Here is a 13,098-nt window from a genome sequence, read left to right on the forward strand (position 1 = left end):
CATATCGTTGAGCGCGCAACTTCGAGGCCCCGCTAAAGAACCAGCGAAAAAGAGCCGATAACAATCAATTACCCTTTAGAGAGACCGACCATGAGCAGCACGACCGACCACTCGGGCAGTCCGGACTCGTCCGGCTTCTTTTCCAAACAGGCTACCGTCGCACGCGCGGGCTTCTCACGCTGGATGGTTCCGCCCGCGGCACTCGCCGTCCACCTTTGCATTGGCCAGGCCTACGCGTTTTCGGTATTCAACGGTCCGCTCACGAAAGTCATCGGCATCACACAGTCCGCCCCGGACGACTGGTCGCTCACGACACTCGGCTGGATCTTCTCGCTCGCCATTGTGTTCCTCGGCCTGTCTGCCGCGTTTGCAGGCAAGTGGCTCGAACATGTCGGTCCGCGTCGCACGATGTTCACTGCGGCGTGCTGCTTTGGCGGCGGTTTCATCGTGTCGGCAGCGGGCGTATGGCTGCATCAGATCGCACTGCTCTATCTCGGCTACGGCGTGATCGGCGGCATCGGACTCGGGCTCGGCTATGTGTCGCCGGTGTCGACGCTGATCCGCTGGTTCCCGGACCGTCGCGGCATGGCAACCGGCATGGCGATCATGGGCTTCGGTGGTGGCGCAATGATCGCTGCGCCGCTGTCGGTCGCGCTGATGAACCACTTCAAGAGCGCAACGAGCAACGGCGTCGCCGCGACGTTTGTCGTGCTCGGCATCGCGTACTTCATCTCGATGACGATCGGTGCATTCGCGATCCGCGTTCCGGCAAAGGACTGGAAGCCGGCTGGCTGGACGCCGCCAGAAACGTCGCACAAGATGATTACGCGCAATCACGTGCACATCGACCAGGCGTTGAAGACGCCGCAGTTCTATCTGATCTGGCTCGTGCTGTTCCTGAACGTGACGGCCGGCATCGGCATTCTTGGCCAGGCATCGGTGATGATCCAGGAGAGCTTCAAGGAAACGGTCACGGCTGCAGCCGCGGCGGGCTTCGTCGGGCTGCTGTCGCTCTTCAACATGGGTGGCCGCTTCGTGTGGGCGTCGACCTCGGACTTTATCGGTCGCAAGACTACGTATTTCATCTTCTTCGCGCTCGGCGCCGTGCTGTACTACGCGGTGCCTGGTTTCGCCGCGTCGGGCAACATCGCCCTCTTCGTGCTTGCTTATTGCCTGATCCTGTCGATGTACGGCGGCGGCTTCGCGACCGTCCCCGCGTATCTCGCAGACATGTTCGGCACCGTATTCGTCGGCGGCATTCACGGCCGTCTGCTGACGGCGTGGGCCGCTGCGGGCGTAGCTGGCCCGGTGCTGGTCAACTACATCCGCGCATATGAAGTGGCCCATGGCGTGGCCAGGGCCGACGCGTACACGATGACCGTGCACATCATGACCGTGCTGCTGGTGGTGGGCTTCGTCTGCAACCTGCTCGTCAAGCGCGTCGACGACAAACATCACATGAGCGAAGCGCAGCTCGCCAGCCAGTAAGGAGACTGACATGACCCAATCGAACGCCACGCATCCGACCAGCAAGGGCCAACTGGTCATCTTCTGGGCCTACGTGCTGATTCCCCTCACGTGGGGCGTCGTGAATACGCTGATCCAGGCCATGAAGCTGTTCAGCTAGGCACCCTTTGAAGTTTTCTTACAGAAAAGCCAGGCGCGATGCCTGGCTTTTTTATTTCGAATTTTTCCCCATAGTTCCGCACGAAAAGTCTTAAATATTCTGGCATTTGCAGCTCAACTGCCAAAAGTCAACCTCGCCTGACCTTCACCTTGACGCAATACGCCGATTTCGAAATAATCACCAAGATCATTTAAGCTTTCGATAGTGTTACAAATTATTCGTGTAACGCTTTGGAACGTTTGTTAGTATTTGCAAACCGTCGGGACATACGAACCCATTTTTATTCGCCGCATCAAGTGCTGTCTATCCTTTAAGGAGGCTCTCTGTATGTGCGTGAGAACGGTTCTACCTACACCCTCGTAGCGGGTATGCCGGTTATGTCCAGACCGGCCTGCGGTCTCTTGTTACTGTTGCTGGAAGTTTATTCTGCCGTGTCCTCGGCGGAATGGATCTTGTCCGGCCACTAATCAGTCCAGTCAATATGCTTAATGCGTATTCCGGTTTGCGAAAGCAAAGGGATACACACGCCCAACGCAGTTGTCTTTTTTATTGAATATATGAACCTTGCTCAACGATTTATCCGGGTGGCGTTACTTTCAATATTATTTTCCGCTCAGGGCGCGCAAGCTCAGACCGCGGAAGACGCCAACAAGAGTAACAACCCGCTCAATCTTGCTGCATCGTTCAATGTCCAGAACTATTACACGCCGAGCGTTTTCGGCACGAGTGCACACACAAACGATCTTCTGCTGCGTCCTACCGTGCCGGTCGCGCCAGGTCTGATCGGTGTCCCGCAGATCTTCCGCGGCACGCTGCCGATCAGTACCCGTCCTGACCCGACGGGCGGCTATAACACCGGCCTCGGCGACATCAATCTGTTCGACATCTTCCTGCTGAGCCAGGGCGACGTCCAGATCGGCGTCGGCCCGCTGCTGACCATGCCGACCGCCACCGACCCGAGCCTCGGCACGGGCAAATGGCAAGCCGGCCTTGCCGCGGTCGCCGTGAGCGCGACGAAAGCCCGGCTGCTTGGCGCGCTGGTTCAGTGGCAGCACTCGTTCGCCGGCCAGAGCGGCCGGCCGACCACGCAGTCGCTTACCGCGCAGCCCTTCGGCATCTTCAACCTGCCCGGCGGCTGGTATATCCGCTCGACCGACACGTGGACCTTCGACCTTCAGCACGGCAGCTATTACATCCCGGTCGGCCTCGGCGCCGGCAAGGCATGGAAAGGTGGTTCGACCATCTACAACGCGTTTATCGAACCGCAGTACTCAATTGCCCACTCGGGCGCAGGGGTTCCGCAATTCACGATTTTCGCGGGCCTGAACATGACCTTCGGCAAATAGCCACCGAGCCACCGTATCTCACAGGATGATCGGAACGATGAAATTTTCGACTGTCATAAGCGCCGCAGCGCTCGGCTTAAGTCTCACGATGGGCAGCACCGCAAGCGCTCAGGCGCAGGACACGGCCTCTCCGGAAGAAGCACGCGCGATCGCGAAAGACGCGTTCATCTACGCGTATCCGATGCTCTTCAACTACAAGACGATGTACCAGCAGGCCATCGATCCGAAGTCGAAGTCGTACGTCGGTGGCTTCGGCAGGTTCAGGAATTACTCGCATCCCTACGGTCCCGACAACAAGGAAATCGTCACGCCGAATAACGACACCCCGTATTCGTGGGCGTGGCTCGATCTGCGTCGCGAGCCGTGGGTGCTGACGGTGCCCGAAGTGCCGGACAACCGCTACTACGTCTTCCAGTGGATCGACTTGTTCACGTACAACTTCGCGTACGTCGGATCGCGCACGACCGGTAACGGCGCGGGTCATTACCTGCTCGCAGGTCCGGGCTGGAAAGGCGAAACGCCGAAAGGCATCGACAAGGTGCTGCGCCCGGAAACCGACATCATCCTCACGCTGGGGCGCACCGCGCTTGGTGGCCCGAGTGACGTCAAGAATGTGCAGGCGATCCAGGAAGGCTACAGGCTGACACCGCTGTCGTCGTTCGAACACACCGCGCCGCCACCCGCCGTGCCGAAGCCGACGTTCCCGAAATGGGACGAAGCAAAAGCGACCTCGATCGATTTCATTTCATACCTGAACTTCCTGCAGACGTTCACGCAACCGCCCGCGCCGTCCGAAGCGGAACTGCTCCAGCGTTTCGCGAAGATCGGCATCGCACCGGGCAAGCCGTTCGATGCAGCGGCGTTGCCGCCCGAGACGCGCGCGGCGATCGAAGCCGGTGTCGCCGACGGCAAGGCGGCGCTCGCCGACGCCGAAAAGCACACCACGAGTTCGTTCGGCATCTTCGGCACCCGCGAGGACCTGAATGGCGACTACATGAAGCGGGCCGTCGCGGCTGCGATGGGTATCTACGGCAACACGAAGGAAGAGGCGGTATACGTCGGCGCCCACGTGGACGCGGATCATAAACAGCTGGTTGGCTCGCAGCCCTACGTCCTCCATTTCGACAAGAAGGATCTGCCGCCGGCAAAGTTCTTCTGGTCGATGACGATGTACGACCTGCCGGGCCGTCACCTGGTGCCCAATCCGCTCAACCGGTATTCGATCGGCGACCGCACCCAAGGCCTGAAGTACAACGCCGACGGCTCGCTCGACATCTACGTCCAGCACACTTCCCCCGGTACCGACAGGGAAGCGAACTGGCTGCCCGCTCCGCAAGGCGCTTACGACGTGATCATGCGCATCTACGGCCCTGGTCAGGCGGTGTTCGACGGCACGTGGAAATTTCCCGAGCCGAAAAAGGGATGACGTCGCATGGACGCCGCGGAGCACAACGCGAACCGAAAGGCTGCAACGTGGCTGACCGCCACGGTGCTCGCTTCGATCGCCGCTCCTATTCTGGCGAAACCTCAAACCGGCATGGCCGTGGCGCAGCGCGTCGCCGCGGTGCCGGCGCCGGTGGCGGGTTATTCGGTCAGCGAGGCTTACGTGCGGCTCGTCGCGCGCCAGATCTACGTGTGGGCCTGGCCAATGCTCAGTATGTATAACCGCGTTTCCGTTCTGAAGCAGGTGTCGAAAGCCGGTCGGGCTGGCGGCGTCGTGCCCGTCGCCCCGGTAAATCGCCTGGCGATGCTGCACGACTACGTCGATCCGCACGCGCGCCATGTCGCCTGCCCCGATCAGGATGTCGTGTGCGGGTCGGCGATGCTGGATCTCGACGCGTCGCCGGTGGTGATCCAGGTGCCGGAATTTGGCGAGCGCTTCTGGATTTACCAGCTGGTTGACATGCGCACCGACGGCTTCGCCGCGCTCGGGCAGATGTACGCCACGATGTCCGGCTTCTATCTCGTCGTCGGGCCGCACTGGCAAGGCACCGCGCCGAAGGGCATCAACAAGGTGCTGCGCGCGACGACGTCGATAGCGGCGTTCGTGCCGCGCGTCTTCATGGAAGACACCCATGCCGACCGCGTCGCCCTCCGGTCGGTCATCAACCTGATCGCCGTGTATCCGCTGGCGGACTACGACGGCGCGATGAAAAAGACCGACTGGTCCGCGCTGCCTTCGCTCCCTGCCGTCGTTCCGGCAACCCCCCTGGCAACCCTGTCATCGAGCGTCACGTTGGCCATGTCGCAGGGCGACGACGAAATCCGCTGGGTCATGCCGGAACATTTCCTCGACCAGTTGCCGCTCGTGCTCGACCGCGTGCCACCTCTGCCCGGCGAGGACGCGTTCTATACGCAGGCGCGCGCGCTGCTCCACGCGACGCAACGCAACGCGACATTGAAAGCCGCCGCGCAGGACGAAGCAGTCCAGACGCAAGCCGACGTGATCGCGCCGGCCATCCGCTTCAGTGCGTACGGCACGAAGCTGGCCGGCAACTGGACCACGCTCGAGAACGGCGCCGCGTTCGGCACCGACTATTACACGCGCATGGCAGCGGCGAAATCCAATATTTTCGTCACCAGGGCGAACGAAGCGCGCTACTTTTATCTGGACGACGATGCATTGGGCGCGCCGTTGAACGGCGCGAACGCTTACGCAATGACTTTTCCCGCGGGCAGAACTCCACCCGTCAAAGGGTTCTGGTCACTGACGCTCTATGACGCACGTCACTTCCTTTCGCCGAACACCGAAGAACGCTACTCGCTCGGCACCCGGAACCGGGCGCTGCACTACAACGAGGACGGCTCACTGACGCTTTACATCCAGGCGACGCCTCCCACCGAAGACAGACAGCCGAACTGGCTTCCCGCTCCCGAGGGAAAGCCTTTCTCGCTGTCGTTGCGGGCCTGGTGGCCACCAGCAGACGTGACGACGGACGGCACGTTGACGCCGCCGCCTGTCACGCGAATCAGTCAGGGTGTAGTCGACATCATCGACATTGTCGATATCAATGACAACGCCAATAGCAAGGAGAAGGAAACTTGAAACGTGTACCGATTGCGGTCATGCTCGTCACGGTGAGCTGCGCCGTATTTGCACAAAAGCCCCCGGTTTATCCCGCGAAGGGACAAAGCCCCTCACAGCAGGCATCGGACGATAGCGCCTGCTACAGCTGGGCGAAACAGAACACCGGTATCGATCCGGCGGTCGTTGCGCAGACACCACCGCCGCCGTCCGGGCCGACAGGCGCGCGGGTCGCTGGTGCGGCGCGCGGCGCGGCGGCGGGTGCAATCGTCGGTGATGTTGCGAATGACAACGCCGGTCACGGCGCGGCTGTCGGCGCTACGGCCGGCGTGCTGGCCGGTGGCGCAAGAAGCCGCCGCCAGCACGCAGCACAGGCGCAGGCGGCGCAGAACACCCAGCAATCAGAGTTGACGACCTACTGGCACGCGTACGGCGCGTGCATGCAGGGTCGCGGCTATACGGTCTCGTAACGTTGCCGACACGGAAAGCTCACAGGGAGTCAACCAGGATGAAAAATTTCATTCAACACTTCGGACGGCCGATGCGCCACGCACGACGCTCCGGCGCGACCGTCACGCTCGCCGCCGGGCTCGCGGGCCTCGGCTTCGCGCCGCTGGCTCAGGCAACGGAAGGCGGCGTCGGCCGGCCGATTACAGGCATGCAGGTCACACCGTACGCCGGTGTCGTGCCACCGACCTCCGACTGGATCGTATCGCTGTCCACGATCTACTACCAGGGCTCGCTCGGCGCGAGCAAGACGCTGCCGGTCGCGGGCACCGTCACCGCGGGTCTGAACTACCAGATCGTGTACACCATTGCCAATGCGGTCAAAACGTGGGGCATCACGGCGGGCGGATGGAACTTCGCGTCGTCGTTCGGTGTACCGGTGCAGTACACGAACGCGTCGTCTTTCCACGGACGTCTGCCTGACGACCACGCCACCCAGTTCGCCGACATCTTCTTTGTGCCGGTCGTTGCGGGTTATCACCTGACGAAGACGGATCACATCGCATTCAGCGTGCAGATGTATGCGCCGACCGGCGCCTATAACACCAGCCGTCTTGCCAACGCCGGCCAGAACACGTGGACGTTCACGCCAACCGTCTCGTACACGAAGCTCTTCCCCGCTCAGGAGATCGAACTGTCGGCGAACTACGGCGTCGAGTTCTACACACCGAACGACAAGACCCACTATCACAACGCGCCGATCAGCGTGCTCGACCTGCTTGCGCTCAAGCGCTTCAACGGCGGCTGGGGCGTCGGCGTGGTCGGCGGCTGGATCCAGCAGCTGGGCGACGACACCGGCGGCATCGCCAGTCTGACGGACGGTGCACGCGGTCGGTATCGGTCCGATCGTGACGTGGTCCGGCAAGGTCAGCAAGACGCCTGTATCGGCGTCGCTGCGCTGGGTCAATGAGTTTGCGGTGCAGGCGCGCCCGAAGGGGAACGCGGTCCTGCTGTCGGTCAGCGCCACGTTCCAGTAGAGGTGACTCGTGCGCGAACAGCACCTGCACCTGCATCTTCTCTCGCAACACAACGCAGTAACGTAAAAGGAGTAGTCATGAAGTCAACCCTGAAAACCGGTCCGAAACGCACGACGATCAAGGCAGCCATGCTGTTGACGGTGGCCCTGTCTTATCCGGCGTTCGCGCAGAACGCCAGTTCAAACGACGCGCAGAAGGCCGTCGGCGCCGCCGCGCTCGTGCACGTTCAGGCAACCGTCATCGGCATCGACCCCGTGTCGAACAGCGTCTCGCTGCGTGGCCCGCGCGGCAACGTCGCGGTGATCGACGTGGATCCGCAGGTCGGCGACGTGAAGAAGCTGCAGATCGGCGACAAGGTCGACATCGCGTACAGGAACGCGATCCTGCTGGCCGTCGACAAGACGAAGTCGAACGGCATTCGTGAGCGCGTCGAGACGAACGCGGCGTTGCCGGCGTCCGATGGCGTTGTGGCGTCCGCGCGCCGGGTCGAAGTGCTGGCCACCGTGCAGAAGATCGATCGCAAGAAGCGACTCGTGACGCTGCGCGGGCCGGTTCGCACGGAAGTGCTCGAAGTGGGGCCGGACGTGTCGATCGACAAACTGAAGGTCGGCGATACCGTACACGCCGTGTTCGTCTCTGCTGCGGCGGCCGAAGTCATGCGCGGTGGCACCCAGGTGAAGTAAGTGCGATGCCCGGTGCTGCGTCGCCGGGCAGCTGTTCGCCATGTAGAAAGGGGCGCGGTCGACGCGCCCCTGATTCGCCGGTCCGCCGGGCCAGTTGCGGCTTGCCCGTTCGCCGGGTTCCGACGGTCAGTCGACTACGCGGGCCATCGGCCGGACACGGTCCCGCCAGCGCGCCGCAGCAGCCGTTCCCGCGGGCGCGTTCTGCGCCACCGGTTGTGCGCGATGCATGCGCCCCGCGATCGCTTCGCACATCGCGTCGCCGGCTTCGCCGTAAAGGTCATGCATTGCACGCTGCAGCACGCCTGATTCGAACCACACCTTGAAGCGTCGGTGGCAGGTGCGGTAGTCCGGGTAACGGGTAGGCAGCGCGGCCCACGCGGCGCCGCTCGACAGCACCCAGAGCACGCCGTTCAACACCATTCGCGTGTTGCGTGGCGGTCGCCCGCGCGGATCCTTGCGGGCGCGAAATGCGATAAAGAGCGCTTCCACGCTGCTCCATTGCGCGTCGGTCAGGTCGCGGTGCAGTGCCATCTGAACTCCGTATCTGAACAGTTCAATCACAATACCGGTTGCCTCACCGGTGTGACATCTGGCGAATAGGAGAACTGTGGTCTGGCACGCATTAGGTGCGCGCGATGTGCGGCCCGGCGAACATTCGTCCTTTTAGCCGCCCGGGATTCTGCTCAAGTGTCTCAATCCCAGCGGCCTGCTTCCCCCTCAGGCATGAACGACGCGAACGCCGGATCAGCCGCCCTCTTCCAGCACGAGCAGATTCTCGTGAGAAAAGCCCAGCGCGACAGGCTGGCCACGCTCCGGCAAGCTGCGATTCGGATCGTTGAATACGTCGAGCGAGATGACCGCTTCCTGCACGCGTGCGCGAATCCGCACAACGGCGCCAAGAAAGCTGACGTCCTCGACCGTCGCGGCCAGCGTGTTGCGGCCCGGCGAAGGCGCTTCGAGCACGATTGCCTCGGGCCGCAAGGCGAGCATGCGCTTCTTTCCGGCGTCATCCGGTGCCAGCGTTTGAGTCGTGGTCAGTTCCTGTCCGTCGACGGCCATTCTGCCGCTCGACGGATCCACGACATGTCCCGTCAGGATGTTAAGCGTGCCGACAAACGACGCGACAAAGCGCGTGCGCGGATAGTTATAGATTTCCGACGGCGTACCGACCTGCTCGACGCGCCCTTCGTTCATGACGACAATCCGGTCGGAGATCGACAGCGCCTCTTCCTGATCGTGCGTAACGAAAATCGACGTAATACCGAGCTCGCGCTGCAGCGTGCGAATGTCCTGTCGCAGCGAGATACGGATCTTCGCGTCGAGCGCCGACAGCGGTTCGTCGAGCAGCAGCACCTGCGGTTTGCCGGCGAGCGCGCGCGCCAGCGCCACGCGTTGCTGCTGTCCGCCCGACATTTGCCACGGGTAACGGTCAGCGAGATGCGGCAGCTTGATCAGTTGCAGCATTTCGTCGACACGCTCGCGGATCTCCGCGTCAGGCCGTCCCCCGACACGCAGACCAAAGCCGATGTTGTCCGCGACCGTCATGTTCGGAAACAGCGCATACGACTGAAACACCATGCCGACCTTGCGTTGACGTGTGCGCAGATGCGTGACATCGCGTCCATCGAGACGGATCGTGCCGCGTGTCGGACTTTCGAAACCCGCGATCATGCGCAGCACGGTTGTCTTGCCGCAACCGGACGGCCCAAGGAAAGTGATGAATTCGCCGCGATCGATCTGCATGTCGAAGTGATGCAGGGCCGTGTTCGATCCGAACGTCTTGTGCAGGTTTGCTATTTCAAGGAATGCCATGACGGGCGCCTTCATTCATCAGGGTTTCTGTGCGGCGAGCGCCGGTCCACGGGGCGCTGTACGCGCGGATCCGAACACCTGGATCAAACCCATCGACGCCCACGTAATGGCAAACGCAATGATCGCGAGCGCCGAAGGCTCATACGCGCGATTCGCACCGATCAACTGCAGATACGGGCCGAACGCCGGCCGGTCGAGCAGACTCGCGATCGTGAATTCACCGATCACCACTGCAAACGTCAGGAACGCGCCCGACAGAATGCCCGAGCGGATATTCGGAAAGATCACCTTGAAGAGGATCGTCGGCCAGTTTGCGCCGAGACATTCGGCGGCTTCCGTCAGCGAGCGCACATCGACGGCGCGCAGACCTGCATCGACCGCGCGATACATGTAAGGCAGCGAGAGCGTCACGTACCCGAACACGAGCAGCACATCGGTCGCACGCTCGTTGCTGGTAAGCGGCAGAATCGAACTGCTGTTGTACATGCGCAGATAACCGAACACGATCACGATCGCCGGAATCACGAGGGGCAGCAGCGTGATGAATTCGACGATCGGCCGCAGCTTTGGCAAACGCAACTGAACCCAGTACGCGGTCGGCACCACCAGCAGAATGCCGACGACAATCGTCAGCAACGCCATCAGGATCGAGTAGCCAAACGAAGCCTGAAAATGCGCATCGGCAAGTACGACGCGATACGCTTCGAAGCTATACGTGCCGCGCTTCATGCGCAAACTGAACTCGAACGTCGCGATCAACGGAATCAGGAAATACAGCGAACCGACGATGATCGCGATCCACGCGCCTGCTCGTGACTGGGATTTCATCGACGCCCCCTTTCCGCGCGCGAACGCAGCCAGATATAGCCACCATTCGAAATGCCCGTTACGAGGATCATGCCGAGTGCGAGCGCATAGCCCAGGTTCGGGTTATGCAGCACGTCACCACGAATCTGCGCGTACAACAGGATCGTCACGATGTTGAGCGAACTGCCTGTCAGCGCATACGCAGTCGCCACCGCGCCGAACGAGTTCGCAAACAGCAGCAACGCGGCGCCCAGCACGCTCGGCCACAACACCGGCAACGCCACATAGCGCCAGTACTGGAAAGCCGTGCCGCCGAGGCAATCGCAGGCTTCACGCCATTCGCGCTTCAGGCCATCGAGCGCGGGTGTGACGATCAACACCATCAACGGAATCTGGAAGTACAGGTATGTTAGCGTCAACCCCGAAAAGCTCAGGATGCTGAAGCCGGTCGAATACAGATTCAGGCCTGTGTATTTTTTAAGCAGCACAGTCACAAGCCCGACGCGCCCCAGTGTGCAGATAAACGCGAACGCAAGCGGCACGCCGGCAAAGTTCGACGCGACGCCGGAAAACGTCATCAACGTCGGGCGAATCCAGCCGGGCAGCTGGCCATGCACGGCGGCCCACGCGAGCAGCGAACCGATCACCGCACCGCCGAACGCCGATGCGGCGCTGACCTTGAAGCTGATCCAGTACGCGTCGATGACGCCCTGCGAGAAGAGGTCGCGGAAGTTCACCAGCGTGAAATGGCCCTGCGGATCCTGGAACGCACCGACCATCAGGAAGGCGGTTGGCAGGATCAGAAACAGCAGCGCGAATACGAAGAACGGCAGCACGCCGATCCACGTCCACAACGACGCGGACTGTCCCGCGCCCTTCGCGGGCGGCGATGGCGTCAGCGCAAGCGGCGCCTGCAACTCCGGCGGCACAGAGCCAACATTCGGTGGACTGCTCATAGGTCAGGGAACCCTCAGACAAAGAAGCCAGCGCGCGTCGCGATGGTTGCGGCCGCAACTTGACGACACACTCCGGATGAGCCACGGCCACGGGCGACGCAGACCGCGCGCCGCCCGCTGCTTCCGTCGCCGTGCTGCGCTAATACTATGACGGCGGGCGCTCGTGTTACTTCACGTTGGCGCCGACTGCGGCATCCCACTGCTTCGAAATCGTCTCCTTGTACGCGTCCTGTTGCTGGAGCGTCGGGAACACGGCGTTCTTATAGAGCGCTGCGGGCGGCAGTTTGTCGAGCAGCGCCTGCGGCACCTTCTTCGCAGCCGTCAGTTCGTTGTAGCGGATCGGATGGCAGTAGCCTGTCAGCCAGCCGATCTGGCCTTCGTCCGAGTACAGGTATTCCATCCACAGTTTCGCGGCGTTCGGATGCGGGGCGAATGCGCTGATCGCCTGCACATAGACGCCCGCGACAACGCCCGTCTTCGGCACCACGACCTGCACCTTCGGGTTGCCCTTCAGTGTGTCGCGGTCGGCGAGCGCGTTGTAGTCCCATCGCACAATGATCGGCGTCGTGCCCTGCGCAAGCGATGCGGCCTTGCCGATCACAGGCACGAAGTTGCCGCTTTTGTTCAGATCAGAGAAATACTTGAGACCGGCCTTGTCGGCCTTCGATGCATCGCCCTTCGAAGCCGAAAGGCCCGCTGCATACACGCCCATGATCGCCTGATTCGCCGAGCGCGGATCGCCCGCAAGCGAGACTGCGTTCTTGTACTCTGGCTTCTGCAGATCCGACCAGTCGGCCGGCGCCTTGTCGATCATGTCCGCGTTGATCTCGAAGGCCAGCACGCCGTAGTAATCGCCATACCAGTTGCCATCAGCGTCCTTGACCGCGTCGGGAATCGACTTCCACGTCGACACCTTGTACGGTTGCAGCAATCCAGCCGCCTTTGCCGTGGGGCCAAACGACAGGCCGACGTCGATTACATCAGGCGCCTGGGGACCCTTGTTGCCCTTGTTCGCCTTGATCGCTTCGAGTTCATCGCCTGAACCCGCATCGGGATTCAGCTCGTTGATCTTGATGCCATATCTGGCCTGAAAGGCCGCGATCATCGGGCCATAACCACACCAGTCGTGCGGCAGGCCAATCACGGTCAACTGACCTTCCTGCTTTGCGGCCGCGACGAGCGCGTCAGGCGGCGCAGCGGCGGCGCTGTTCATGCAGATTGCCGCAGCGGCGGCGATTGCCGACACCGAAATAAAAGAATGTGCCCAGGTCCGGTTCATGTTTTTTCCACCCTTTGCCGACATTGCTACGTTGGGAAAACTGCTATACGTATGGGTCTTCGGTGCTGCGTCGCGCCTC

Annotated in this window: 13 protein-coding genes; 8 read left to right on the forward strand and 5 right to left on the reverse strand. The window is 61.8% G+C overall.

Annotation, left to right across the window (positions count from 1 at the left end; all coding sequences use genetic code 11):
• Window positions 1–90: 90 nt before the first annotated feature.
• The 8 genes from P3T21_RS23890 to P3T21_RS23925 all read left to right on the forward strand — a co-directional run bounded on the left by P3T21_RS23890 (window position 91) and on the right by P3T21_RS23925 (window position 8,165).
• Window positions 91–1,488, forward strand: a complete 1,398-nt coding sequence (locus P3T21_RS23890) for an L-lactate MFS transporter (protein WP_429258423.1) — start codon at window positions 91–93, stop codon at window positions 1,486–1,488.
• Between the two features lie 10 nt (window positions 1,489–1,498).
• Window positions 1,499–1,627 carry an MFS transporter small subunit gene (locus tag P3T21_RS23895; RefSeq protein ID WP_429258424.1) on the forward strand — a complete coding sequence of 43 codons (129 nt, stop codon included), beginning with the start codon at window positions 1,499–1,501 and terminating at the stop codon, window positions 1,625–1,627.
• A 584-nt stretch (window positions 1,628–2,211) separates the two neighbouring features.
• Window positions 2,212–2,973, forward strand: a complete 762-nt coding sequence (locus tag P3T21_RS23900; protein ID WP_429258425.1) for a hypothetical protein — start codon at window positions 2,212–2,214, stop codon at window positions 2,971–2,973.
• A gap of 37 nt (window positions 2,974–3,010) precedes the next feature.
• Window positions 3,011–4,399 (forward strand): DUF1254 domain-containing protein, encoded by a 1,389-nt coding sequence (locus P3T21_RS23905; protein WP_429258426.1) that lies wholly within the window; start codon window positions 3,011–3,013, stop codon window positions 4,397–4,399.
• A 6-nt stretch (window positions 4,400–4,405) separates the two neighbouring features.
• On the forward strand, window positions 4,406–6,019 hold the full coding sequence (locus P3T21_RS23910) for a DUF1214 domain-containing protein (protein ID WP_429258427.1): 1,614 nt from the start codon (window positions 4,406–4,408) through the stop codon (window positions 6,017–6,019).
• The gene (locus tag P3T21_RS23915) at window positions 6,016–6,468 is read left to right on the forward strand and encodes a glycine zipper domain-containing protein (RefSeq protein WP_429258428.1); all 453 of its coding nucleotides are present in this window, start codon (window positions 6,016–6,018) and stop codon (window positions 6,466–6,468) included. The genes P3T21_RS23910 and P3T21_RS23915 overlap by 4 nt, the downstream gene beginning before the upstream one ends.
• A gap of 38 nt (window positions 6,469–6,506) precedes the next feature.
• Window positions 6,507–7,415, forward strand: coding sequence for a SphA family protein (locus tag P3T21_RS23920; protein ID WP_429258429.1), 909 nt, complete (start codon window positions 6,507–6,509; stop codon window positions 7,413–7,415).
• 144 nt (window positions 7,416–7,559) lie between these two features.
• On the forward strand, window positions 7,560–8,165 hold the full coding sequence (locus P3T21_RS23925) for a hypothetical protein (protein WP_429258430.1): 606 nt from the start codon (window positions 7,560–7,562) through the stop codon (window positions 8,163–8,165).
• 126 nt (window positions 8,166–8,291) lie between these two features.
• Here the strand turns inward: P3T21_RS23925 and P3T21_RS23930 are convergent, their stop codons facing one another.
• From P3T21_RS23930 to P3T21_RS23950, 5 genes are all read right to left on the reverse strand, one after another.
• Entirely contained in the window at window positions 8,292–8,696 is a 405-nt protein-coding gene (locus tag P3T21_RS23930; protein ID WP_429258431.1) for a transposase, read from the reverse strand.
• A gap of 213 nt (window positions 8,697–8,909) precedes the next feature.
• On the reverse strand, window positions 8,910–9,977 hold the full coding sequence (locus P3T21_RS23935) for an ABC transporter ATP-binding protein (RefSeq protein ID WP_429258432.1): 1,068 nt from the start codon (window positions 9,975–9,977) through the stop codon (window positions 8,910–8,912).
• A gap of 18 nt (window positions 9,978–9,995) precedes the next feature.
• On the reverse strand, window positions 9,996–10,805 hold the full coding sequence (locus tag P3T21_RS23940; RefSeq protein ID WP_429258433.1) for an ABC transporter permease: 810 nt from the start codon (window positions 10,803–10,805) through the stop codon (window positions 9,996–9,998).
• The gene (locus P3T21_RS23945) at window positions 10,802–11,740 is read right to left on the reverse strand and encodes an ABC transporter permease (protein WP_429258434.1); all 939 of its coding nucleotides are present in this window, start codon (window positions 11,738–11,740) and stop codon (window positions 10,802–10,804) included. The genes P3T21_RS23940 and P3T21_RS23945 overlap by 4 nt, the downstream gene beginning before the upstream one ends.
• 166 nt (window positions 11,741–11,906) lie before the next feature.
• Entirely contained in the window at window positions 11,907–13,019 is a 1,113-nt protein-coding gene (locus tag P3T21_RS23950) for an ABC transporter substrate-binding protein (protein ID WP_429258435.1), read from the reverse strand.
• Window positions 13,020–13,098 lie beyond the last annotated feature (79 nt).

Origin of the sequence: Paraburkholderia sp. GAS334 (assembly GCF_050436625.1) — a bacterium.
Classification (GTDB): domain Bacteria; phylum Pseudomonadota; class Gammaproteobacteria; order Burkholderiales; family Burkholderiaceae; genus Paraburkholderia.

Bases quoted from the DNA above. Each gene is read 5' to 3' on its own strand.
- P3T21_RS23905 (WP_429258426.1), top strand. From the start codon at position 3,011: ATGAAATTTTCGACTGTCATAAGCGCCGCAGCGCTCGGCTTAAGTCTC.
- P3T21_RS23930 (WP_429258431.1), bottom strand. From the start codon at position 8,696: ATGGCACTGCACCGCGACCTGACCGACGCGCAATGGAGCAGCGTGGAA.
- P3T21_RS23935 (WP_429258432.1), bottom strand. From the start codon at position 9,977: ATGGCATTCCTTGAAATAGCAAACCTGCACAAGACGTTCGGATCGAAC.
- P3T21_RS23920 (WP_429258429.1), top strand. From the start codon at position 6,507: ATGAAAAATTTCATTCAACACTTCGGACGGCCGATGCGCCACGCACGA.
- P3T21_RS23950 (WP_429258435.1), bottom strand. From the start codon at position 13,019: ATGAACCGGACCTGGGCACATTCTTTTATTTCGGTGTCGGCAATCGCC.
- P3T21_RS23940 (WP_429258433.1), bottom strand. From the start codon at position 10,805: ATGAAATCCCAGTCACGAGCAGGCGCGTGGATCGCGATCATCGTCGGT.
- P3T21_RS23890 (WP_429258423.1), top strand. From the start codon at position 91: ATGAGCAGCACGACCGACCACTCGGGCAGTCCGGACTCGTCCGGCTTC.
- P3T21_RS23895 (WP_429258424.1), top strand. From the start codon at position 1,499: ATGACCCAATCGAACGCCACGCATCCGACCAGCAAGGGCCAACTGGTC.
- P3T21_RS23945 (WP_429258434.1), bottom strand. From the start codon at position 11,740: ATGAGCAGTCCACCGAATGTTGGCTCTGTGCCGCCGGAGTTGCAGGCG.
- P3T21_RS23910 (WP_429258427.1), top strand. From the start codon at position 4,406: ATGGACGCCGCGGAGCACAACGCGAACCGAAAGGCTGCAACGTGGCTG.
- P3T21_RS23925 (WP_429258430.1), top strand. From the start codon at position 7,560: ATGAAGTCAACCCTGAAAACCGGTCCGAAACGCACGACGATCAAGGCA.